This window comes from Streptomyces sp. NPDC040589 (assembly GCF_055594445.1).
The window spans coordinates 45091-67290 of record NZ_JBVIWP010000005.1 but is presented as its reverse complement, the minus strand read 5'-3'; the positions used below and the strand labels follow the sequence as shown (position 1 = coordinate 67290).

The 22200-nt window shown below is 71.0% G+C and carries 20 protein-coding genes and 3 tRNA genes; 13 read left to right on the top strand and 10 right to left on the bottom strand.

The features are described 5' to 3' along the window. Positions 1-99: 99 nt before the first annotated feature. The 4 genes from purD (at position 100) to ACZ58V_RS22950 (ending at position 6225) form a co-directional block, all read left to right on the top strand. Complete coding sequence (gene purD / locus ACZ58V_RS22965; RefSeq protein ID WP_468196739.1) at positions 100-1350, top strand: phosphoribosylamine--glycine ligase; 1251 nt, start codon at positions 100-102, stop codon at positions 1348-1350. 342 nt (positions 1351-1692) lie between these two features. Continuing rightward, positions 1693-3549, top strand: coding sequence for a hypothetical protein (locus ACZ58V_RS22960; RefSeq protein ID WP_471292671.1), 1857 nt, complete (start codon positions 1693-1695; stop codon positions 3547-3549). Positions 3550-3781: 232 nt separating this feature from the next. Further along, complete coding sequence (locus ACZ58V_RS22955; protein ID WP_468196736.1) at positions 3782-5257, top strand: N,N-dimethylformamidase beta subunit family domain-containing protein; 1476 nt, start codon at positions 3782-3784, stop codon at positions 5255-5257. 68 nt (positions 5258-5325) lie between these two features. After that, entirely contained in the window at positions 5326-6225 is a 900-nt protein-coding gene (locus ACZ58V_RS22950; RefSeq protein ID WP_468196734.1) for a phosphoribosylaminoimidazolesuccinocarboxamide synthase, read from the top strand. Between the two features lie 43 nt (positions 6226-6268). Here the strand turns inward: ACZ58V_RS22950 and ACZ58V_RS22945 are convergent. The 8 genes from ACZ58V_RS22945 to ACZ58V_RS22910 all read right to left on the bottom strand — a co-directional run bounded on the left by ACZ58V_RS22945 (position 6269) and on the right by ACZ58V_RS22910 (position 10902). Then, a tRNA-Gly gene (locus tag ACZ58V_RS22945) sits at positions 6269-6344 on the bottom strand. 22 nt (positions 6345-6366) lie between these two features. Continuing rightward, complete coding sequence (locus ACZ58V_RS22940; RefSeq protein WP_471291876.1) at positions 6367-6987, bottom strand: response regulator; 621 nt, start codon at positions 6985-6987, stop codon at positions 6367-6369. Next, the gene (locus ACZ58V_RS22935) at positions 6984-8288 is read right to left on the bottom strand and encodes a sensor histidine kinase (RefSeq protein WP_471291873.1); all 1305 of its coding nucleotides are present in this window, start codon (positions 8286-8288) and stop codon (positions 6984-6986) included. Before ACZ58V_RS22935 ends, ACZ58V_RS22940 begins: the two co-directional genes overlap by 4 nt. Before the next feature lie 22 nt (positions 8289-8310). Then, positions 8311-9126 carry an ABC transporter permease gene (locus tag ACZ58V_RS22930; protein ID WP_468196728.1) on the bottom strand — a complete coding sequence of 272 codons (816 nt, stop codon included), beginning with the start codon at positions 9124-9126 and terminating at the stop codon, positions 8311-8313. Then, positions 9123-10094 (bottom strand): ABC transporter ATP-binding protein, encoded by a 972-nt coding sequence (locus ACZ58V_RS22925; protein WP_471291870.1) that lies wholly within the window; start codon positions 10092-10094, stop codon positions 9123-9125. Before ACZ58V_RS22925 ends, ACZ58V_RS22930 begins: the two co-directional genes overlap by 4 nt. Positions 10095-10224: 130 nt before the next feature. Beyond that, positions 10225-10297 (bottom strand) — tRNA-Gly (locus ACZ58V_RS22920). Positions 10298-10378: 81 nt separating this feature from the next. After that, positions 10379-10450 (bottom strand) — tRNA-Gly (locus tag ACZ58V_RS22915). A 134-nt stretch (positions 10451-10584) separates the two neighbouring features. After that, positions 10585-10902: a histone-like nucleoid-structuring protein Lsr2 gene (locus ACZ58V_RS22910; protein WP_193483505.1), complete on the bottom strand. Its 318-nt coding sequence runs from the start codon at positions 10900-10902 to the stop codon at positions 10585-10587. A 322-nt stretch (positions 10903-11224) separates the two neighbouring features. Here ACZ58V_RS22910 and purS point away from each other — a divergent pair, with 322 nt between their 5' ends. The 9 genes from purS to purM all read left to right on the top strand — a co-directional run bounded on the left by purS (position 11225) and on the right by purM (position 20259). Beyond that, a complete protein-coding gene (purS, locus tag ACZ58V_RS22905; RefSeq protein ID WP_010045045.1) occupies positions 11225-11488 on the top strand; it encodes a phosphoribosylformylglycinamidine synthase subunit PurS in 264 nt (87 codons plus the stop codon). Further along, positions 11485-12165 (top strand): phosphoribosylformylglycinamidine synthase subunit PurQ, encoded by a 681-nt coding sequence (gene purQ / locus ACZ58V_RS22900; protein ID WP_193483504.1) that lies wholly within the window; start codon positions 11485-11487, stop codon positions 12163-12165. The genes purS and purQ overlap by 4 nt, the downstream gene beginning before the upstream one ends. Next, positions 12162-14438, top strand: coding sequence for a phosphoribosylformylglycinamidine synthase subunit PurL (gene purL / locus ACZ58V_RS22895; protein WP_471291866.1), 2277 nt, complete (start codon positions 12162-12164; stop codon positions 14436-14438). Before purQ ends, purL begins: the two co-directional genes overlap by 4 nt. A 105-nt stretch (positions 14439-14543) precedes the next feature. Beyond that, positions 14544-15047 (top strand): ArsR/SmtB family transcription factor, encoded by a 504-nt coding sequence (locus ACZ58V_RS22890; RefSeq protein WP_471291863.1) that lies wholly within the window; start codon positions 14544-14546, stop codon positions 15045-15047. 21 nt (positions 15048-15068) lie between these two features. Next, the gene (locus tag ACZ58V_RS22885; protein WP_471291860.1) at positions 15069-15902 is read left to right on the top strand and encodes a M23 family metallopeptidase; all 834 of its coding nucleotides are present in this window, start codon (positions 15069-15071) and stop codon (positions 15900-15902) included. A gap of 10 nt (positions 15903-15912) precedes the next feature. Then, the gene (locus tag ACZ58V_RS22880; RefSeq protein ID WP_471291858.1) at positions 15913-16710 is read left to right on the top strand and encodes a maleylpyruvate isomerase family mycothiol-dependent enzyme; all 798 of its coding nucleotides are present in this window, start codon (positions 15913-15915) and stop codon (positions 16708-16710) included. A gap of 37 nt (positions 16711-16747) precedes the next feature. Continuing rightward, positions 16748-17527, top strand: a complete 780-nt coding sequence (locus ACZ58V_RS22875; protein WP_468196714.1) for an META domain-containing protein — start codon at positions 16748-16750, stop codon at positions 17525-17527. Positions 17528-17590: 63 nt separating this feature from the next. Beyond that, a complete protein-coding gene (gene purF / locus ACZ58V_RS22870) occupies positions 17591-19120 on the top strand; it encodes an amidophosphoribosyltransferase (RefSeq protein WP_468196712.1) in 1530 nt (509 codons plus the stop codon). Between the two features lie 44 nt (positions 19121-19164). After that, on the top strand, positions 19165-20259 hold the full coding sequence (gene purM / locus ACZ58V_RS22865; protein ID WP_471291854.1) for a phosphoribosylformylglycinamidine cyclo-ligase: 1095 nt from the start codon (positions 19165-19167) through the stop codon (positions 20257-20259). A gap of 83 nt (positions 20260-20342) precedes the next feature. On the opposite strand, the gene ACZ58V_RS22860 is transcribed toward purM, so the two are convergent. Both ACZ58V_RS22860 and ACZ58V_RS22855 read right to left on the bottom strand, forming a co-directional pair. Then, complete coding sequence (locus ACZ58V_RS22860) at positions 20343-20597, bottom strand: DUF3073 domain-containing protein (protein WP_184593562.1); 255 nt, start codon at positions 20595-20597, stop codon at positions 20343-20345. Positions 20598-20918: 321 nt separating this feature from the next. After that, positions 20919-22022: a Leu/Phe/Val dehydrogenase gene (locus ACZ58V_RS22855; protein ID WP_471291851.1), complete on the bottom strand. Its 1104-nt coding sequence runs from the start codon at positions 22020-22022 to the stop codon at positions 20919-20921. Positions 22023-22200: the final 178 nt, after the last annotated feature.

Below are 22200 nucleotides of genomic sequence, written 5' to 3'. Positions count from 1 at the left end.
TCAGTGCCCCCGCTTCGGAGGAACCTCCAACCCAACACCCCCACCCCCTTCGGAAGCCCGCACAAAGGAATCCCGGCGCTTCCCGTTAGGCTGACCCCCGTGAAGGTCCTCGTCATCGGTACCGGCGCCCGCGAACACGCCCTGTGCCACTCGCTGTCCCTCGACCCCGACGTCACCGCGCTGCACTGCGCCCCCGGCAATGCCGGCATCGCCGAGGTCGCCGAGCTGCACCAGGTCGACGCCCTGGACGGCGCCGCCGTCACCGCGCTGGCCACCCGGCTCGGCGCGGAGCTCGTGGTCGTCGGCCCGGAGGCACCGCTGGTCGCCGGAGTCGCCGACGCCGTGCGCGCGGCGGGCATCCCGGTCTTCGGCCCGTCCGGCCCGGCCGCGCAGCTCGAGGGCTCCAAGGCCTTCGCGAAGGACGTCATGGCGGCGGCCGAGGTGCCCACGGCACGCTCGTACGTCTGCACCACGGCGGACGAGGTCGACACGGCCCTCGACGCCTTCGGTGCTCCGTACGTCGTCAAGGACGACGGGCTCGCCGCGGGCAAGGGTGTCGTCGTCACCGACGACCTCGAAGCCGCCCGGGCCCACGCCGCGGCCTGCGAGCGCGTGGTCATCGAGGAGTTCCTCGACGGCCCCGAGGTCTCCCTGTTCGCCGTCACCGACGGCGAGACGGTCGTGCCGCTCCAGCCCGCCCAGGACTTCAAGCGCGCGCTGGACGGCGACGAGGGGCCGAACACGGGCGGCATGGGGGCGTACTCCCCGCTGCCGTGGGCCGACCCGAAGCTGGTCGACGAGGTGCTGCAGACGGTCCTGCAGCCGACCGTGGACGAGATGCAGCGCCGCGGCACGCCGTTCTCCGGCCTGCTCTACGCCGGTCTCGCGATCACCTCCCGCGGTGTCCGCGTGATCGAGTTCAACGCCCGCTTCGGCGACCCGGAGACCCAGGTCGTCCTGGCCCGCCTGAAGACGCCGCTGGCCGGCCTCCTGATGGCCGCCGCCACCGGCAACCTCGCCCACCTCGAGCCGCTGCGCTGGAGCGACGACGCGGCCGTGACCGTGGTCGTCGCCTCGCACAACTACCCCGGCACCCCGCGCACCGGCGACCCGATCACCGGCCTCGACGAGGTCGCCGCCCAGGACGCCCCGCACGCGTACGTCCTGCACGCCGGTACCAAGAGCGACGGGGACGCGATCGTCAGCGCGGGCGGCCGCGTCCTGTCCGTCACGGCCACCGGCAAGGACCTCGCCGAGGCCCGCGACCGTGCCTACACGGCCGTCGGGCGCGTCCGCCTCGACGGCTCCCAGCACCGCACGGACATCGCCGCGAAGGCGGCAGGCGCGTAACCGGGCCCACACCCGACCCGCCCTACACACAGCAGGGGAACCACCCCGCCGCCGATGAACCTCACAGGCCCCGAATCCGTCTCAGGATCCGGGGCCTGAAGTTTTCGGTAGGTGAGGGCCTGACCCTCGCTTTCCGTCATCCACCTCTCCCCTGAGCCATTCCATCGAGTGACCGATGTCCTATCCGGCTGACGGGGCGCTGAGCCCCAACTAGGGTGCGGCGCAAGCGTTCCGGCACTTGGCCCACCGGCATTGCGATGTCAGTGGCGGGTGCCACAGTGGGGGAGTGAGCAAGGAAAGCGTCAGGTCAACGGGGAGGGGGTGAGGTCGGTCGTGACCAGAATGGGTGTGGAGGCAGGCGCGCAGGTCGCGCGGGCACGGGCACTCGTCGTGCTGCGCATCCGCAGCCGCGCGCTGGCCGTCGCCCTGCTGCCCGCGGCCGTCGCCGTGATCCTGCTCGCGGGGGCTTTCTCCGGCCGTCTCGTCGGTCCCGGCTGGGACGCCGCCCGCTGGGTCGTGACGCCGGTCGCCGTCCTCGTGCTGCTCGCCGCCGCCGGGATCGCCCTGGTCGTCGCCCGGGCCCGTCCGGCCATGAGCCCGACCGTCCCGATCGCCGAGGAGTCGGCTCCCGACCTGTACCGGATGGTGCGCGACCTGGCCGACCGCCTCGAGGTCCCCGCCCCCTCCGCGATAGCGCTCACGCCGGACTGCGACAGCTGGCTGGAGGACCGCACCCACCCGGCCCACGGACCGCCTCCGCCCGAGGAGCACGACGACATAGCGGGCGCGGGGAAGCACGCGCACCGTCGTCACCCCGTCGCGCCGGTCCTCGTCATCGGCTCTCCCTTCCTGTGGTGGATGCGGGTCGGCGAGCTGCGCGCGGTCCTCGCCCCGGTCGTCGCCGGTACGGGCCCCTCCGCCCACCCGGACATAGCCGCGGCCCGGCGCTTCGTCCGGGGCCTCGACGCCGCGGTGGCCGTGACCTCGGCGCCCCGCCGCGACCCGGTGTCGCGAGCCGTACTGTCCGGCGTCGGCTGGGTGGCCCGGCTGCTGCTGCGCGGTTGCCGCCTCCATGCCGCCGAGCTGGAGCGGGGCGTGGCGGCCGCGGCGGCGGAGCGTGCACAGGCTGTGGATTACGGGCTGCGGATCGTCGCCCAGGAGCAGGTGGGCCTGGCGTACGCGGGCTGGGACCGGCTGCTGACCCGCGTCGCGCTGCCCGCCTGGCGGATGGGCCGCTGGCCGTCCCGGCTGGACGCCGGCGTGGTGGCGGCGCTCACGGAGCTGTCCCGGCGCGACCGCCTGGCCGAGGGCTTCGCGTCCCGTCTCGGGGAGCGGCCCGCCTGCGATCTGCTCGAGGAGCCGGGCGCGGTCGACGAGTCCGCCTCCCTCCTCGCCGCCCGACTCTTCCACGGCGGCCCTGCCGAGCCCGGGCCCGACTGGTCGCCGGTGGACTGGAGCGAGTATCCGGAAGAGGTCGTGGACCGCAAATGGCGCATCGACGCGGCCCGGCTCCACCGCGTCCTGGACGCGATGGGCGTCCGCCCCGCCACCGGCCCCGCGGCCCCCGCCACCGGCAGCCCGACCCTGTCCCGCGTCCTGGACCACCTGACGGACCCGACCGGCGAATCACCCCTGAGCCAGAGAAGCACGGGCCCGACCGGCGACGCGTCTCTCACCCAGAGAAGCACCGACCCGTCCGGCGAAGCGCCCCTCCCCACCAGAAGCCCGGAACCACCCCCTCCCCCCGACGACGACGAAGAAGACCTCTCCGGCACCACCCCCCGCAGCGCGAACCTCGCCGCCCGCCTCAGCGCCGAACTGGGCCGCGAAGAGGCCGCCGCGACGCCCCGCCCGTCGACCGCCGCCTCACCGGCCGCCGGCTCCCCGGCCGCCCCGGACCCCCTCGCCCTCTGGGACGACCGAGCCCTCCCCCTCTTCCCCCTCCAGCCCCCGCGCACGGCCCGTGAACTGCTCGCCGACCACCTCACGGCGATGATCTGCTGTGCCGCGATGGACACCGCCGGCGCGACGCCCGGCCTGGACTGGCTGGACGGCCCCACGCTCCTCCACAACGGCGAGCGCACCGCCGATCTCGCGCCCAAAATCCTCACCCTGATCGAGGAGGGCGACCCCACCCCCCTGCGCGCCTGGCTGGCCGAGCTGGGGATACGCCCGGAGAAGCCGGTCCGGCTCGTCTGACCGCCGGAGCATCCGCTTCCACTTCTGGCCAATTCGAAACGAACAGTGACGAAGTGCGCGCGTTATGTGATGTGCTTGGACCGTTCGCGCACATGGCAAGGGCTGACGACATACGACAAGCACATAAGCGCGACGACATCACACGGGGACGCACTCACCGCACTCAGCGCACAGACCACACGCACCACACCAGTACGCACCACCACGGGGGCGATGGGGAGGGGAAACAGCCATGGCTTCGGAGCAGATCGGCCGCTGGGAGTCGGGAGCGCTGGCGCACGCCGTGACGGATCCCTTCGGACAGGGCCCCGTTCCGTGGCTGCGCGGCACCGTGACGTACTTCGACGACACCGGCCAGGTCGTCCCCTGGTACGTGGACCAGGACGCGCCCCACGCCCCGAGGAAATCCACCCGCTCCAACGGCCCCCGCGCGGCCGACGACGTCCACCGCCAGATCAAGGGCTTCACCTCCACCGGAGCGGTCGCGCCCGGCGACGCCATCGACTTCCACATCACCGTCGACCCGCCCCAGGAGTTCGGCGTCGACATCTACCGCATAGGCCACTACGGCGGTGACGGCGCCGCCAAGATCACGACCAGCCCGCGGCTGTCCGGCATCGTGCAGCCCGCGCCGCTCACCGCGGACCGTACGGTCTCGTGCCACCACTGGTGGCTGTCCTGGCGGCTCCAGGTCCCGTCGTACTGGAACATCGGCGCGTACGTCGCCGTCCTCACCACCGCCGGCGGCTACCGCTCCCACGTCCCGTTCACGGTCCGCCACGACCAGCCCGCCGACCTGCTCCTCGTCCTGCCCGACATCACCTGGCAGGCGTACAACCTCTACCCGGAGGACGGCCGCACCGGCGCCAGCCTCTACCACGCCTGGGACGAGGAGGGCCGGCTGCTGGGCGAGTCGGAGGCCGCCACGACGGTCTCCTTCGACCGTCCCTACGCGGGCGCGGGCCTCCCCCTCCACGTCGGCCACGCCTACGACTTCATCCGCTGGGCCGAGCGCTACGGCTACGACATCGCCTATGCCACGGCGAGCGACCTGCACGCGGGCCGCGTCGACCCCACCCACTACCGCGGCCTGGTCTTCCCGGGCCACGACGAGTACTGGTCGGCCGCCATGCGCGGCAGTGTGGAGCTCGCCCGCGACGCCGGGACCTCGCTCGTCTTCCTCTCCGCCAACTCCATGTACTGGCAGGTGGAACTGGGCCCCTCCCCGTCCGGCGTCCCCGACCGCCTGCTGACCTGCCGCAAGCGCAGGGGCCCGGGCAAGCCGGTGCTGTGGCGGGAGATCGACCGGGCGGAGCAGCAGCTCATAGGCATCCAGTACGCGGGGCACGTCCCCGAGCCGCAGCCCTTGATCGTGCGCAACGCCGATCACTGGCTGTGGGAGGCGTCCGGCGCGCACGAGGGCGACGAGATCGCCGACCTGGTGGCGGGCGAGGCCGACCGCTACTTCCCGCGCACCCCGCTGCCCGAGCACGAGGAGCGCGTGCTGCTCGCGCACTCCCCGTACTCCGACAAGGAAGGCGCCCGGCGCCACCAGGAGACGTCCCTCTACCGCGCCCCGTCGGGCGCCTGGGTCTTCGCATCCGGAACGTTCGCCTGGACCCCGGCGCTGGACCGCCCGGACCACGTCGACCCCCGCATCCAGCGCGCCACCGCAAACCTCCTGGACCGCATCTGCAAACGCGACTGACCCACTGTCCGTGATCACCCGCGCATACGGGAGAATCAAGGCATAGGACAGAACCACGGGGAGGAACCGTGTCCGGATTCGTAGAAAAGCCCGAGCCGATCCAGGTTCCGGGTCTGGTGCATCTGCACACCGGCAAGGTGCGCGAGCTGTACCAGAACGAGGCGGGCGACCTCGTGATGGTCGCCAGCGACCGCATCTCCGCCTACGACTGGGTGCTGCCGACCGAGATCCCCGACAAGGGCCGAGTCCTCACCCAGCTCTCCCTGTGGTGGTTCGACCAGCTCGCCGACCTGGTCCCGAACCACGTCCTGAGCACCGAACTGCCCGCCGGCGCCCCCGCCGACTGGGCGGGCCGCACGCTGGTCTGCAAGTCCCTGCAGATGGTCCCCGTGGAGTGCGTGGCCCGCGGCTACCTCACCGGCTCGGGCCTGGTCGAGTACAAGGAGTCCCGCACGGTCTGCGGCCTCGCCCTCCCCGAGGGCCTGGTCGACGGCAGCGAACTGCCCGCGCCGATCTTCACCCCGGCCACCAAGGCCGCAGTCGGCGAGCACGACGAGAACGTCTCCTACGAGGAGGTCGCCCGCCAGGTCGGCGCGGACACCGCGGCCCGACTGCGCCAGGCGACCCTCGCCGTCTACGCCCGGGGCCGGGACATCGCCCGGGAGCGGGGCATCATCCTCGCGGACACGAAGTTCGAGTTCGGCTTCGACGGCGACGACCTGGTCCTCGCGGACGAGGTCCTCACCGCGGACTCCTCCCGTTTCTGGCCGGCCGACCAGTGGGAGCCGGGCCGCGCGCAGCCGTCGTACGACAAGCAGTTCGTCCGCGACTGGCTGACCTCGGCGGAGTCCGGCTGGGACCGCAAGAGCGAGCAGCCCCCGCCGGCGCTGCCGCAGCAGGTCGTCGACGCCACCCGCGCCAAGTACGTGGAGGCGTACGAGCGCCTGACGGGCCTGACCTGGTCCTGAACACACAGAAGCCCCCCGGCCGGAACCGGGGGGGGCTTCTCGCTGGAGCGAACGACGAGGTTCGAACTCGCGACCTCAACCTTGGCAAGGTTGCGCTCTACCAACTGAGCTACGTTCGCATGCGCCGTGGCGCGGGAACCACTATACCCAACCTCGCTCCCGTGCGAGCCGCACCGCCGCATGCCGGTTCTCCGCCCCGAGCTTCGACACCGCCGAGGACAGGTAGTTCCGTACGGTCCCCTGCGACAGCGCGGCCCGCTCGGCGATCTCCGCCACGGGTGCACCGTCGGCGGCGAGTTCCAGCACCTCCGCCTCCCGCGCGGTCAGCGGCGAGTCCCCGGCGGCGATCGCGTCGGCGGCCAACTCAGGGTCCACGTAACGGTTGCCGACGTGCACGGTACGAATGAGCTCCGCGAGCCGCTGCGCACTCACGGTCTTCGGCACGAACCCCCGTACCCCGGCCTCCAGCGCCCGCTTCAGATGCCCGGGCCGCCCGTGGCTGGTGACGATGAGCACCTTGCAGCCGGGCAGTTCGGAGCGCAGGGATGTGGCGACCTTCACACCGTCGGCGCCGGGCATCTGGAGATCCAGCACCGCGACGTCGGGCTCGTGCGCCCGGGCCATCGCCAGCGCCTCCGGACCGGTGGCCGCCTCGGCGACGATCATGAGGTCGTCCTCCAGCGACAGCAGCGCGGCGAGCGCCCCACGGATGAGGTGCTCGTCGTCGGCGAGCAGCAGCCGCACGGGCTCCCCGGCCGTCATGGCGTGACCTCACTCACGGAACGCACGGCGGAGACGGACGCGGGGCCGGCAGTGGCGGAAGGGGTGGCCGACGACGGCAGCGGAATCTCCGCCGTCAGCCGGAACAGCCCCCGCCCCGCGGGCCCGGCCTCCAACGTGCCGTCGATCTCCGCCAGCCGCTCCCGCAATCCGGTGAGCCCCGAGCCGGAGGGGCCGGAGGAGCCGGGAGCGCCGGGCAGCCCGGTATCGGCCTCCGTGACCACCCCGTCGTTCTCCACGGACAACACCACGCACCCCTCCACCACCCGCAGCCGCACCGCACACCGCCGCGCGTCCCCGTGCCGCAGGACATTCGTCGCGGCCTCCCGCACCACCCACCCCAGTGCGGACTGCACCCCGGACGGCAGCCCCACCGGCACCGGTCCGGTGACCGCGCAGTCGATTCCGGCCGCGGCCAGCACCCCCTGCGCCCCGGCGAGTTCCGACCCGAGGTCGGCCTCCCGGTAGCCGCGGACGACCTCCCGCACCTCCCGCTGCGACTCGTGCGCGAGCCGCTGGACCTCGACCATCTGCGCCACGGCCTCCGGCCGCCCCCGCTGGGCCAGCTGCACGGCCAGTTCGCTCTTGAGCGCGATCACGGCCAGGTTCCGGCCCATCACGTCGTGCAGATCACGCCCGAACCTGAGCCGCTCCTCGGCGACGGCGAGCCGGGCCCGGGTCTCGCGGGCCTCGTCGAGTTCGTAGACGATGTTGAGCAGCCACAGTGAGACGACGGCCGTGAAGGCGAGCAGCCCGCCCGCGAACAGCGCGATCACCGCCGTGAAGAGCGATTCGCCCAGCGAGGCGCCCCGGGTGAACGCAACGAGCCAGGAGACCGTCGCGAAGCCCACGACGATCGCGAACACCTGCCGCCGCTCGCGGACCCCGAGGGCGATGGTGCCGACACCGATGATGCCGACGACGCCGAGGGCCCCGCCCGCGGCGGTGTCCACGCTCTCGCCGCCCGGCCCGTGGTCGGCGATGCCGATCGAGACGGCGCAGACCGCGGCGGTCACGGCGGCCAGCGTCCACAGCAGCCGGACGGGCTGAGGCCGCCTGCCGCGCGTCCAGTCCAGCGCCCGCGACACGGTGACGCAGCAGACCGCGGCGTGCGCACCGGCCATGAGCAGCATCCCGGCCCCGAGCCACGCTCCCATCGGGAGGGCCATGAGCCCGACCATGACGAACTCCGTCACCGCGAAGGACTGGAACGACCACCGCGTGTACGTCTCGACCTTCTCCGGCGTCGTCTTCCGCCGCCACCACCCGCCCGGCCCGCGCATCAGCCCGTCCCTCCCCCTTTGGTCAGCGCCGCGGTTCCCAGCGGAACCACCGCCGTACAGCAAACACCGACACGAGGATCCAGGCCACCGCCGTCGCCACGGCGCCCAGCGCCTCGTACGCCGACAGGTCACCGGTCCAGCCGCCGCGCACCAGGCTGACGACGGGCGTCAGCGGCAGCAGCTCGCACAGGGAGGCCAGCCGGTCCGGCAGCAGCTCCAGCGGAAAGAACATGCCCGAGCCCATCATCGAGACGATCAGCAGCGGCATGGGCGTGACCTGGGCGCTCTCGCCGGTCCGGGTGAAACCGGCGGTGACCGCGGCGAGGGCGGCGCACAGCACGAGCCCCAACAGCAGGCCCGCGACGGCCAGCTGGGGCGCGGACGGCGCGGACATGTCCAGCAGCACGGTGCAGCCCGCCGCGAGCAGCAGGCACTGCGCGAGCGCGGTGACGGCGGCGGGCATGGCGGAGCCGGCCAGGATCTCGGTGTCCCGCAGCTCACCGGTGCGCAGTCGCTTGAGGACGAGTTCCTCACGCCGGACGACGAAGACGCCGACGAGCACCGAGTAGACGGCGAACAGCAGGGAGAAGCCGACCGCGGCGGGCAGCACCAGGGTGCCGGCGTCCAGCCCCGCCCCCGCGAGGTCCATCTCCTGGGCCGCCGACCGCACACTGACCGGCATCACCAGCGGCACGAACAGTGCGGCGACGAGCGCGCCCCTGTTCCGCCCGAGCAGGGTCAGCTCGGCGCGGGCCAGTGCCGTCATGCGGCTCATCGGCGTGGTGGCCGCGGCCTCGGGGGCGAGCGCCGGGCGGGGTGTCGTGTGGGTGGCACTCATGCCGCGTACTCCTTCGTCGTCGTTGCCGGGGCCCGTCCCGCGGAGGCATCCTTGGCGATCCCGAGGAACGCCTCCTCCAGGGAGGCCGACCGCACGTCCAGGCGGCGCAGTTCCACCCGGGCCCGCTCGGCCCACAGCAGCAGCCCGGTGGCCGCGCGCTGCAGTTCATGGGTGCGGAGCCGGACGATCCGGCCGTCGGTCTCGTGCCCGCTCACGCCCAGCTCCCCGAGCGGCGGCAGGTCGCCCACCAAGTAGCCGTCGGGCAGCTCGAAGGAGATGTGCGACGGCTCCGAAGCGGTCACCTCGGCCGGGGTCCCGGTGAGGGCGGCACGGCCCTCGTGCATGATCGCCAGCCGGTCGGCGAGGTTCTCGGCCTCTTCCAGGTAGTGCGTGGTCAGCAGCACCGTCGTGCCGCCGTCGCGCAGTGCGCTCACCAACTCCCACGTTTCCCGGCGGCCTTCGACGTCCAGTCCGGTGGTCGGCTCGTCCAGGAAGAGCACCTCGGGGTGGCCGAGCAGGGCGAGTGCCAGATCCAGGCGGCGCCGCTGGCCGCCGGACAACTGCTTGACCCGGACGTCGGCCTTCGACTCCAGTCGGACCAGCGCGAGGGCCTCCGACGGCGGACGGGCCCCGCTCACGCACCCCGCCCACATCCGCGCGGTCTCCGCGACGGTCAGCTCGGACGGGAAGCCGCCTTCCTGGAGCATCACGCCGGTGCGGGGCCGGACGAGGGCCCGGTCGGTGTACGGGTCGTGCCCGAGGACCCGCACCGTCCCGGCGGTGGGCGGCGCGAGCCCCTCGAGCACCTCCACGGTCGACGTCTTGCCCGCGCCGTTGGTGCCCAGCAGCGCGAAGATCTCCCCGCGTCGCACGGAAAAGCTGATTCCGCGTACCGCCTCGAACCCGCCCCCGTACACACGCCGCAGGTCAGTGACCTCAATCACGTGTTCGTGTCCGTTGTTTTCCATGCCTTCAGCGTTCCGCCCCGGCGGACCCGGCAGCAGTGCGCGTTGTCATCACTCGGCATGACAAATGTCAGACGGGCCCGCGATGCGCACGAAAAGACCCCGGTCCTGATGGACCGGGGTCTCATTCCCGAGCGGACGACGAGGTTCGAACTCGCGACCTCAACCTTGGCAAGGTTGCGCTCTACCAGCTGAGCTACGTCCGCAATTGCCCCCGATCGGCTCTCACCGATCGGTGCGGGCACCAGCCTACCTGATCCACAGGAGTGGTCGGTACGGTGATGCAGAGCGGGTGACAGGAATCGCACACTGCGCCTTCCCCCTGGAAGGGGGATGTTCTACTACTGAACTACACCCGCATGTTTCCGTGAGCTGGGCCTTTCGGCCTCGCCCCTCGGCGTGCTCCAGACTCTAACTGATCAGCCCGGGTGCTGCGCAAGTCGGTTGGCGCGAGGGGCGGATGGCCGGCCGTCGGGCGGGGCTCACCGGGCCGTCACTGCGCGGCCGTGAACGCCTCGTAGACCTTCTTGGGGATGCGCCCGCGCGCGGGGACCTCCATCTTGTTGGCCTGGGCCCAGGCCCGCACGGCCGACGGGTCGGGGGCGACCTCCGTCTGCCGGTACGCCTTGCCCGAGCGGGACCGCTTGCGGCCGGCCTCCACGTAAGGCGCGAGCGCCTTCCGCAGTTCGTCGGCATTGCCTTCGTTCAGGTCGATCTCGTACGACTTGCCGTCCAGTCCGAAAGCGATCGTTTCCGCCGCTTCCGAGCCGTCGATGTCGTCAAAGAGAGTGACCACGACCTTCTGCGCCACGAATATCGGTCCCTTCCTGCGGCACTTGCCAATTCATTTGTACAGTGCCGTGCAATGCATTGTGAAGACCGACTAAATCCTTCCGCGTGTCCAAAAGCAAGAGGGAGCGGAGCGACTTCGTTGGAAGGGTGGCGGTGGGAGACGGGTGGGCGCAATAGGTTCCGGGTGACGACCCGGAATCTTTCCCGGAAATTTTCGTGTGTGGACCCGACGATGCGGGATCGTGATGACCGTCACGTAGTTTCCTACAAGTCGACGCGCGTAGAAATTTTGTGCGGGTAGTCTGAAGGGACCTGCTCAGCACCACACACCGGGAGTGCCAGTGGCACGCGTCGTAGTCGACGTCATGCTCAAGCCGGAGATCCTCGACCCCCAGGGCCAGGCGGTGCAGCGCGCACTGCCGCGGCTGGGTTTCGAGGGGATCTCGGACGTCCGCCAGGGAAAGCGTTTCGAACTGGAAGTTGACGGGCCGGTCGACGAGGCCGCCCTCGCCCGCATTCACGATCTTGCGGAGTCCTTCCTCGCGAACACCGTGATCGAGGACTTCACCGTCCGGGTCGAGGAAGTCGCGGAGGCCGTGAAGTGACCGCTCGTATTGGCGTGGTCACTTTTCCCGGCAGTCTGGACGACCGGGACACGCAGCGCGCGATCCGGGTCGCGGGCGCCGAGCCGGTCGCCCTGTGGCACAAGGACAAGGACCTCAAGCAGGTCGACGCCGTGGTGTTGTGCGGTGGTTTCTCCTACGGCGACTATCTGCGCGCCGGGGCCATCGCCCGTTTCTCGCCGGTGATGGAGCCCCTGCTGGAGCAGGCGAAGGCCGGTCTGCCGGTGCTCGGGATCTGCAACGGCTTCCAGATCCTCACCGAGGCCCATCTGCTGCCGGGCACGATGCTGCGCAACGACCACCTGCACTTCATCTGCCGTGACCAGAAGCTGCGGGTGGAGAACGCCGAGACCTCCTGGACCACCGACTACACGGCCGGCCAGGAGATCCACATCCCGCTGAAGAACAACGACGGGCAGTACGTGGCCGACGCGTACACGCTCGACCAGCTGGAGGCCGAGGGCCGCGTCGCCTTCCGCTACCTGGACTTCAATCCCAACGGTTCCCAGCGGGACATCGCCGGCGTCACCAACGCGGCCGGAAACGTGGTCGGCCTGATGCCGCACCCCGAGCACGCCGTCGAGCAGCTGATCGGTACCGGTCGTACCGACGGTCTGCCGTTCTTCACCTCGATCCTCAAGAAGCTGGTCAACGCATGAGCCGGACGCCTCTGGACACGGTCGAGCACGCGGCCGAGACCCCCGACGTCGAGCTGCCCTGGGCCGAACTCGGTCTGAAGAAGGACGAGTACGAGCGGGTCGTGGAGATCCTCGGCCGCCGGCCCACCGGGGCCGAGCTCGCCATGTACTCCGTCATGTGGTCCGAGCACTGCTCGTACAAGTCGTCGAAGGTGCACCTGCGCCAGTTCGGCGAGAAGGCGCCCCAGTCGGACGCCCTCCTCGTCGGCATCGGCGAGAACGCCGGTGTCGTGGACGTCGGCCAGGGCTACGCCGTGACCTTCAAGGTCGAGTCGCACAACCACCCGTCGTACGTGGAGCCCTACCAGGGCGCGGCCACCGGTGTCGGCGGCATCGTCCGCGACATCATCGCCATGGGTGCGCGGCCCGTCGCCGTCGTCGACCCGCTCCGCTTCGGCGCGGCCGACCACCCCGACACCAAGCGCGTCCTGCCGGGTGTCGTCGCGGGCATCGGCGGCTACGGCAACTGCCTGGGGCTGCCCAACATCGGCGGCGAGGTCGTCTTCGACTCCTGCTACCAGGGCAACCCGCTGGTCAACGCCGGTGCCATCGGTGTGATGCGGCACGAGGACATCCACCTCGCGAAGGCGTCCGGCGCGGGCAACAAGGTCATCCTCTACGGGGCCCGGACCGGCGGTGACGGCATCGGCGGCGCCTCGATCCTGGCCTCCGAGACCTTCGACGACGCCAAGCCGAGCAAGCGCCCGGCCGTCCAGGTCGGCGACCCCTTCCAGGAGAAGCTCCTCATCGAGTGCACCCTGGAGGCCTTCCAGGAGAAGCTGGTCGTCGGCATCCAGGACCTCGGTGCGGCGGGCCTGTCCTGCGCCACCTCCGAGCTCGCCTCCAACGGCTCCGGCGGCATGCGCGTCACCCTGGACGACGTCCCCCTGCGCGACTCCACGCTCTCGCCCGAGGAAATCCTCATGAGCGAGTCGCAGGAGCGCATGTGCGCGGTCGTCGAGCCGGAGAAGGTCGACCGCTTCCTGGAGATCTGCGAGAAGTGGGACGTCATCGCCACCGTCATCGGTGAGGTGACCGACGGCGACCGCCTGGAGATCTACTGGCACGGTGGCAAGATCGTCGACGTCGACCCGCGCACGGTCGCGCACGAGGGCCCGGTCTACGAGCGCCCGTACGCCCGCCCGTCCTGGCAGGACACGCTCCAGGCCGACGACGCGAACAAGCTGCCCCGGCCGGCGACCTCCGAGGAGCTGAAGGACCAGGTCCTGAAGCTGGTCGGCTCCCCGAACCAGGCCTCCAAGTCCTGGATCACCTCGCAGTACGACCACTTCGTGCAGGGCAACACGGTTCTCGCCCAGCCCGAGGACTCCGGCATGATCCGGATCGACGAGGAGTCCGGCCTCGGCGTGGCCCTCGCGACCGACGGCAACGGCCGGTACGCCAAGCTCGACCCGTACCACGGCGCCCAGCTGGCGCTGGCGGAGGCGTACCGCAACGTCGCGACGACCGGTGCGAAGCCGCTGGCCGTCTCCGACTGCCTGAACTTCGGCTCGCCCGAGGACCCGGCGGTGATGTGGCAGTTCGCGGAGGCCGTGCGCGGTCTGGCGGACGCCTGTCAGCAGCTGGGCACTCCGGTGACCGGCGGCAACGTCTCGCTCTACAACCAGACGGGCGAGGCGGCCATCCACCCGACCCCGGTCGTCGCGGTCCTCGGCGTCATCGACGACGTGGCCCGCCGCACGCCGGTCGCCTTCCAGGAGGAGGGCCAGCTGCTCTACCTCCTCGGCGACACGCGTGAGGAGTTCGGCGGTTCGGCCTGGTCCCAGGTCGTGCACGACCACCTCGGCGGCCTGCCCCCGAAGGTCGACCTGGAGCGCGAGCGCCTCCTGGCCGAGATCCTGATCGCCGCCTCCCGCGACGGCATGATCGACTCGGCGCACGACCTGTCCGACGGCGGTCTGATCCAGGCGGTCGTCGAGTCGGCGCTGCTGGGCGGCAAGGGCGCCCGTCTGATCGTCCCGGACGGTCTGGACGCCTTCACCTTCCTCTTCTCCGAGTCGGCGGGCCGCGCGGTCGTGGCCGTGCCGCGCTCCGAGGAGCTCCGCTTCAACGACATGTGCGGTGCGCGGGGCCTCCCGGCCACCCGTATCGGTGTCGTCGACGGCACCGAGTCTGATTCAAATGCAGTGGTGGACGTCCAGGGCGAGTTCGCGCTCTCCCTGTCCGAGCTGCGCGAGACGCACGAGGCGACGATCCCGGCGCTGCTGGCGTAAGCCGGCCGGATGTCACGAAGCCCCCGCCCGGTCCGCCGGGCGGGGGCTTCGGTGTTCTCTCCCACACGCTTGCGCGTAATTACGTAGTTCCGTAATCTCGGAGGAGTGGAGGAACTCGAAGCACGCGTAGCCGACCTGGAGCGCCGCCTGGCGGCCCTGGAAGGCGCCCACCACGCCGGACCCCGCCTCGACGAGAGCGACTTCTGGGCGCTGAACGGCCTGAAGGAGCAGCTGGCCGAGCTGGGAGCGGACGACGGCGGCATCCTCTACACCGGCTCCGTGCGCCTGCCGACGGGCGAGCCGTACGTGTGGCAGATGGGCGTCCTGACGGAGGGGCTGCTGGAGCAGGACTGGACGGCGGCCGCCGAGTCGTTCGCCGCGCTCGGCCACCCCGTGCGGCTCCGGCTGCTCCGCGAGATCCTCGGCGGCCGGCGCACCGCGGCCGAACTCGCCGAGCTGGACGAGGTCGGCACGACCGGCCAGATCTACCACCACCTGCGCCAGCTCACCGGCACCGGCTGGCTGCACACGACCGGCCGGGGCCGCTACGAGGTGCCGGACCAGCGCGTCGTACCGCTGCTGGTGGCGGTGGCGACGGCGCGACCGTAGAAGCGACGAACTGGAGGCAGGATGTCCGCACGCAAGCTCGGCACAGTGGCCTTCCAAGGCCTCCAGCTGGCGTTCATCGGCCTGGTGATCGCCCACATCTGCTTCGGCTGGGACTACCCCGTCCTGTGGAACTGCCTGCTGCTGCTCCTCGCGTACGCCGTCGTCACCGTCACCAACCGGTGGGGCGGCGCCCCCGACAGCCCCCGCCGGGCCCGGGAACCCCTCGAAGTCGCCCCGCCCGTGACCGGCCGCTGGTCCGCGCTGAACAGCCCGGCCGAGCGCACCCCGAGCCACGGGATCCACACCCACGGGCAGACGTACGCCATCGACATCCTCGCCGAGCCCGAGCCGGGCGCCCGCCCCGCCTTCCGCCCCCTGTGGCCGCTCGCCCGCCGCCCCGAGGACTTCCCGGCCTTCGGCGCCGAGATCCTCGCGGTCGCCGACGCCACGGTCGTACGGGCGACCGACGGGCAGCGCGACCACCTCAGCCGCAACTCACTGCCCGGCCTGCTCTACCTGCTGCTCGTCGAGGGCTCGGTACGAGAGATGTCCGGCATCCGCCACATCCTCGGCAACCACATCGTCCTGGACTTCGGCAACGGCACCTACGCCGCCTACGCCCACCTCCAGCGCGGCTCCGTCACCGTCCGCGAGGGCGACCGCGTCCGGGCCGGACAGCCGCTCGCCCGCTGCGGCAACTCCGGCAACTCCTCCGAGCCGCACCTGCACTTCCAGCTGATGGACGGCCCCGACCCGGACGGCGCCCGGGGCGTCCCCTTCACCTGGACCGGCATCGGCGTGCCCGGCAACGGGCAGACCTTCGAGGCACCCCCGACTGTCACAGCCCGCACTTAGTGTGTCCCTCATGCCCCCGGCCAAGAAGCGCCCCCGCGCCTACGACCCCGCCAAGACCCGGGCCGCCGTGCTCGCCCAGTTCGGGAACATACGCCGGGCCGTGGGCCCCCTCGGCCCCGAGCAGCTGAGCCTGCCCACGCGCCTCGGCGACTGGACCGTGCGCGAGCTGGCCGCGCACTGCGCCATGGCCCTGGACGCCGTGGACCGGCTGCTGGGGGAGCCCGAGCCCGCGCGGCAGGACGGCCGGCTGCTCGACTGGCCGTTCGCCATAGCCGAGGACGCCCCCGCCATCGCCGGCACCGCCCGCCGCCTCGCCGAGGAGCACCCGGACCTCGACACCCACCTCGCCGACGCCGAGCAGCGCTTCACCACCCACCTCGACGCACACCCCGCCGGCCGGCTGCTCCCCACCAGCGCGGGCGCCCTGCCCCTGGCCGACTACGTCGTCACGCGCACCGTCGAACTCGTCGTCCACACCGACGACCTCAACGCCGCCGTCCCCGGCCTGGACATCCCCTACGACCGTCAGGCCCTGGCCGCCTGCACCCGGCTGCTCGCCGACGCCCTCGCCGCGAAGGCGCCCGGCGGCTCGACGGAGGTGCGGGTGCCGCCGTACGCGGTGGTGCAGTGCGTGGAGGGCCCGAGGCACACCCGGGGCACCCCGCCCAACGTCGTCGAGACGGACCCGCTCACCTGGATCCGGCTGGCGACCGGGCGGCTGACCTGGAAGCAGGCGCTCCAGGACGCCCACGTCAGCGCGAGCGGCGAGCGGGCCGACCTGGACGCGTACCTGCCCGTGATGAGCTGAGGGGAACCGATCCCCCCGGTTGCCCCGTCGAAGTGGCATGGACAGGCAGAAGCAGCGCATGACCCTGACGGCCGCCGCCATGCTCGTCCCGCTCATGGCGGCCTGCGGCAGTGAGAAGGCGGACAGCGGCAGCGGTTCGGTCGGTGCCGACAAGCCGGCGGTGACCGGCATGCGGTGGAGCGTGGACAGCGTCACCGCGGACGGCACCACCCGGAAGGCACCCACCGGCGCCCACGTGACCATCGACAAGGGCCGGGCCGAGGGCAGCTTCGGCTGCAACAACTTCGGCGCCGACGCCACCGTCGACGGCGACCGCGTCCGGCTCAGCAAGACCATGGCCACGGAGATGGCCTGCGAGAACAAGCCCATGGCCTTCGAGGAGACCCTGGCCCGCACGCTCTCCGACCAGGAGTTCGAGGCGAAGGTGGACGGCGACCGCCTCACCCTCACCACCGACAAGGGCGACACCGTCCGTCTCACCAAGGCCAAGGACGCCGAGCTGAGCGGCACCAAGTGGACCGTGACGACCCCGGAGGCGGCCGACGGCCGTGCCCACCTCACCTTCGACGAGAAGAAGGGCACCGTCTCCGGAAGCCTCGGCTGCAACAAGGTGAACGCCAAGGCCACCGTGCGCGACGGCCATATCACCCTGGGCCCTCCGGCCACGACCCGAATGATGTGCGAAGACTCACTCATGACCGGCGAGAAGACTCTGCTCCGTCTTTTCGACGGGAAGCTGAAGTACGGAGTCGATCACCAGACTCTTACGCTGACCAGCGAAAACGGTACGAGTGTGCGAGCCGTAGCCGAGCAGTGATCCACCAAAAAGTCCGGAATCCCCAATTCGGACCAGTGGTCGACCTCGCCTACACTCGGTGGCGTGCCACGTGGTGACGGACGACTCAACCACGACCTGCTCCCCGGTGAGAAGGGCCCCCAGGACGCTTGTGGCGTCTTCGGTGTCTGGGCTCCGGGCGAAGAGGTCGCCAAGCTCACGTACTTCGGGCTCTACGCCCTCCAGCATCGAGGCCAGGAATCCGCGGGAATCGCGGTCAGCAACGGCTCTCAGATCCTTGTCTTCAAGGACATGGGCCTGGTCTCCCAGGTCTTCGACGAAACCTCCCTCGGCTCGCTCCAGGGACACATCGCGGTCGGACACGCCCGCTACTCGACCACCGGTGCCTCCGTGTGGGAGAACGCCCAGCCGACGTTCCGTGCCACCGGGCACGGCTCCATCGCGCTCGGCCACAACGGCAACCTGGTCAACACCGCCCAGCTCGCCGAGATGGTCGCCGACCTCCCCAAGCAGGAGGGCGGCCGCACCCCGCGCGTCGCGGCGACCAACGACACCGACCTGCTCACCGCGCTCCTCGCGGCCCAGGTCGACGAGGACGGCAAGCCGCTGACCATCGAGGACGCGGCCCATCGCGTCCTCCCGCAGGTCAAGGGCGCCTTCTCCCTCGTCTTCATGGACGAGCACACGCTGTACGCGGGCCGCGACCCGCAGGGCATCCGCCCGCTGGTCCTCGGCCGCCTGGAGCGCGGCTGGGTCGTGGCCTCCGAGTCCGCGGCCCTCGACATCTGCGGCGCCAGCTACGTCCGCGAGATCGAGCCGGGCGAGTTCGTCGCCATCGACGAGAACGGCCTGCGGTCCTCCCGATTCGCGGAAGCGAAGCCCAAGGGCTGCGTCTTCGAGTACGTGTATCTGGCCCGCCCGGACACGGACATCGCCGGCCGGAACGTCTACCTCTCCCGGGTGGAGATGGGCCGCAAGCTCGCCAAGGAGGCCCCGGCCGAGGCCGACCTCGTCATAGCGACCCCGGAGTCCGGCACCCCCGCCGCCATCGGCTACGCGGAGGCGTCCGGCATCCCCTTCGGCTCCGGCCTGGTGAAGAACGCCTACGTCGGGCGTACGTTCATCCAGCCCTCGCAGACCATCCGCCAGCTGGGTATCCGCCTGAAGCTGAACCCGCTGAAGGAAGTCATCAAGGGCAAGCGCCTGGTCGTCGTCGACGACTCGATCGTGCGCGGCAACACGCAGCGGGCCCTGGTCCGCATGCTCCGCGAGGCGGGCGCCGCCGAGGTCCACATCCGGATCTCCTCGCCGCCCGTGAAGTGGCCCTGCTTCTTCGGCATCGACTTCGCCACCCGCGCCGAACTCATCGCCAACGGCATGACCGTCGACGAGATCGGCACCTCGATGGGCGCCGACTCCCTGGCGTACATCTCCATCGACGGCATGATCGAGGCGACCACCATCGCCAAGCCGAATCTGTGCCGCGCCTGCTTCGACGGTGAGTACCCGATGGAGCTCCCGGACCCCGAGCTGCTCGGCAAGCAGCTCCTCGAGACCGAGCTGGCCGCCGGCCCGGCCGCCACGGCCGCCGCCGACGCGATCCGCCGCCCGTAGTCAGCCCGTATCACCTGCCGTACGACACGAAAGCTCTCACAGCCATGTCTGAGACCCACAGTGCCGAGGGCGGCGCCAGCCCCGCATCTGCTTCCTACAAAACAGCAGGTGTCGACATCGAAGCGGGCGACCGCGCCGTAGAACTCATGAAGGAGTGGGTGAAGAAGGCGCAGCGCCCCGAGGTCCTCGGCGGCCTCGGCGGCTTCGCCGGCCTCTTCGACGCCTCCGCCCTGAAGAACTACGAGCGTCCCCTGCTCGCCTCCGCCACGGACGGCGTCGGCACCAAGGTCGACATCGCCCGCCAGCTGGGCGTCTACGACAGCATCGGCCACGACCTGGTCGCCATGGTCATGGACGACATCGTGGTCTGCGGCGCCGAGCCGCTGTTCATGACCGACTACATCTGCGTCGGCAAGGTCCACCCCGAGCGCGTCGCCGCCATCGTCAAGGGCATCGCCGAGGGCTGTGTGCTGGCCGGCTGCGCCCTGGTCGGCGGCGAGACCGCCGAGCACCCGGGCCTGCTGGGCGAGGACGACTTCGACGTCGCCGGCGCCGGTACGGGTGTCGTGGAGGCCGACCGGCTGCTCGGCGCGGATCGTATCCGTACGGGTGACGCGGTGATCGCCATGGCGTCCTCCGGTCTTCACTCGAACGGGTACTCCCTCGTCCGCCACGTCCTGCTGAACCAGGCGGGCCTCGCGCTGGACACCCACATCGACGAGCTCGGCCGCACCCTCGGAGAGGAGCTGCTGGAGCCGACGAAGATCTACTCGCTGGACTGCCTGGCCCTGATGCGCACCACCGAGGTGCATGCCTTCAGCCACATCACCGGCGGCGGTCTCGCTGCGAACCTCGCCCGGGTGATCCCGGACGGCCTGCACGCGATCGTCGACCGCTCCACCTGGACCCCGGCCCCGATCTTCGACCTCGTGGGCCGGACGGGTCAGGTCGAGCGCCTGGAGCTGGAGAAGACCCTGAACATGGGCGTGGGCATGATCGCGATCGTGCCGCAGGAGTCCACGGACGTGGCCCTGACAACCCTGGCCGACCGTGGCGTGGACGCCTGGGTGGCAGGGGAGATCACGGACCGGGGCGAGCACACCACCGGCGCCGCCCTGATCGGTGACTACGCGAGCTGAGGCACGGGGCTAATAACCCTGCGGGCAGCACAGAACCCGGTCGGTGACCGGAGTCACCGACCGGGTGAGTGCTCAGTGCAGGGTCAAGCGCCGCGACGGTGTTGTGAGGACTGGTCGTCCTCGTCCTCGTCGTCGTCCTCATAGAGGTCGGCGTACCGTGCGTACAGGTCCTCATCCTGATCATCGTCCTCGACCACCGGCTCGCCGTTAGGCGGCTGCGGATGTGAAGGCGATGCACCCAGCTCCTCGGCCAGGCGTGAGAGGTCAGTCCCACCGCTGTTGTACTTCAGCTGGCGGGCGACCTTCGTCTGCTTGGCCTTGGCCCGGCCGCGCCCCATGGCTCGACCCCCTCAACGACGGGGCTCGACGGCCCCAGAGTCTTGACACGCGTTCATGGTCCGGCACGGACTCTCCGCAGAGAGACCGTGTCCGTAGGGCTTCCACGGTACCTGAGCCCGCGCCCATACGGTACGTCGCCCGCATGACGTGCCCGCGCCCAGAACCCTCGAGGCGCCCCGTCCTCGCTGGTCAACCGCGATTTTAACCACTTATCGGCGGTCGACCCGCCGGTAGAAGTGAGAGTTCTCTCTAACTGCCCACCGACGGGTACCGGCCAAACGTACGAGACCCCTCCGGGTCAGTCCCGTATCCGCTCCGGGTCAGCGCGCCCGGCGCGCCATGGCCGCGTCGTGCATCCGCTGCTCGGCGATCCGGTCGGCCGCGGCGGCCGGCGGAATACCGTCCTCCTTCGCACGTGCGAATATGGCCAGCGTCGTGTCGTAGATCTTCGCCGCCTGCGCCCTGCACCGCTCGAAGTCGAAGCCGTGCAGCTCGTCGGCCACCTGGATGACACCGCCGGCGTTCACCACGTAGTCCGGCGCGTAGAGGATCCCGCGGTCGGCGAGGTCCTTCTCCACACCCGGGTGGGCGAGCTGGTTGTTGGCGGCGCCGCAGACCACCTCGGCGGTGAGCACGGGCACGGTGTCGTCGTTCAGGGCGCCGCCCAGCGCGCAGGGGGCGTAGATGCCCAGCCCGTCGACCCGGATCAGCTCGTCGGTGTCCCTGACGGCGATCACGTCCCGGTGCCGCTCGGTGATCCGCCGCACGGCGTCCTCGCGCACGTCCGTGACGAAGACCTCGGCGCCCTCCTTCACCAGGTGCTCCACCAGGTGGTGGCCGACCTTGCCGACGCCGGCGATGCCGACCCGCTTCGCGCGCAGCGTCGGGTCGCCCCACAGGTGCTGGGCGGAGGCGCGCATGCCCTGGTAGACGCCGTAGGCGGTGAGGACGGAGGAATCCCCGGCGCCGCCGTTCTCGGGGGACCGGCCGGTGGTCCAGCGGCACTCGCGGGCCACGACGTCCATGTCGGCGACATACGTACCGACGTCGCAGGCGGTGACGTAGCGGCCGCCGAGGGAGGCCACGAAGCGGCCGTAGGCGAGGAGCAGCTCCTCGCTCTTGATCCGCTCCGGGTCGCCGATGATCACGGCCTTGCCGCCGCCGTGGTCGAGACCGGCCATGGCGTTCTTGTACGACATCCCGCGCGCGAGGTTCAGCGCGTCGGCGACGGCCTCCGCCTCGGTCGCGTACGGGTAGAAGCGCGTACCGCCGAGCGCGGGGCCCAGAGCGGTGGAGTGGAGGGCGATGACGGCCTTGAGGCCGCTCGCGCGGTCCTGGCAGAGCACGACTTGCTCATGACCCCCCTGGTCCGAGTGGAACAGGGTGTGCAGTACATCAGCAGGCGCGCCGGCTACGTCGGTCACTGTGGTGACTCCTGAGTAAGTTGCGGCGGGTGGGGCTGGGCTCCCGTGTGGGTGGCGGAAGCTGTTGAGCATGAGATTAGGGCCTGGTGCGCCCGTCGGCGGCACCGAGCACAGGATCCCCTCCATGCGGAGTACGCCCGTGCGACGATTTGCATAGTCTTCCCGTGCGTTCGTGAGT

Coding starts and splice junctions, on each gene's coding strand:
- ACZ58V_RS22880 (WP_471291858.1), top strand. CDS start 15,913: ATGCCCCCGGCCAAGAAGCGCCCCCGCGCCTACGACCCCGCCAAGACC.
- ACZ58V_RS22955 (WP_468196736.1), top strand. CDS start 3,782: ATGGCTTCGGAGCAGATCGGCCGCTGGGAGTCGGGAGCGCTGGCGCAC.
- purL (WP_471291866.1), top strand. CDS start 12,162: ATGAGCCGGACGCCTCTGGACACGGTCGAGCACGCGGCCGAGACCCCC.
- ACZ58V_RS22860 (WP_184593562.1), bottom strand. CDS start 20,597: ATGGGGCGCGGCCGGGCCAAGGCCAAGCAGACGAAGGTCGCCCGCCAG.
- ACZ58V_RS22940 (WP_471291876.1), bottom strand. CDS start 6,987: ATGACGGCCGGGGAGCCCGTGCGGCTGCTGCTCGCCGACGACGAGCAC.
- purM (WP_471291854.1), top strand. CDS start 19,165: ATGTCTGAGACCCACAGTGCCGAGGGCGGCGCCAGCCCCGCATCTGCT.
- ACZ58V_RS22885 (WP_471291860.1), top strand. CDS start 15,069: ATGTCCGCACGCAAGCTCGGCACAGTGGCCTTCCAAGGCCTCCAGCTG.
- ACZ58V_RS22935 (WP_471291873.1), bottom strand. CDS start 8,288: ATGCGCGGGCCGGGCGGGTGGTGGCGGCGGAAGACGACGCCGGAGAAG.
- ACZ58V_RS22925 (WP_471291870.1), bottom strand. CDS start 10,094: ATGGAAAACAACGGACACGAACACGTGATTGAGGTCACTGACCTGCGG.
- ACZ58V_RS22875 (WP_468196714.1), top strand. CDS start 16,748: ATGGACAGGCAGAAGCAGCGCATGACCCTGACGGCCGCCGCCATGCTC.
- ACZ58V_RS22960 (WP_471292671.1), top strand. CDS start 1,693: ATGGGTGTGGAGGCAGGCGCGCAGGTCGCGCGGGCACGGGCACTCGTC.
- ACZ58V_RS22930 (WP_468196728.1), bottom strand. CDS start 9,126: ATGAGTGCCACCCACACGACACCCCGCCCGGCGCTCGCCCCCGAGGCC.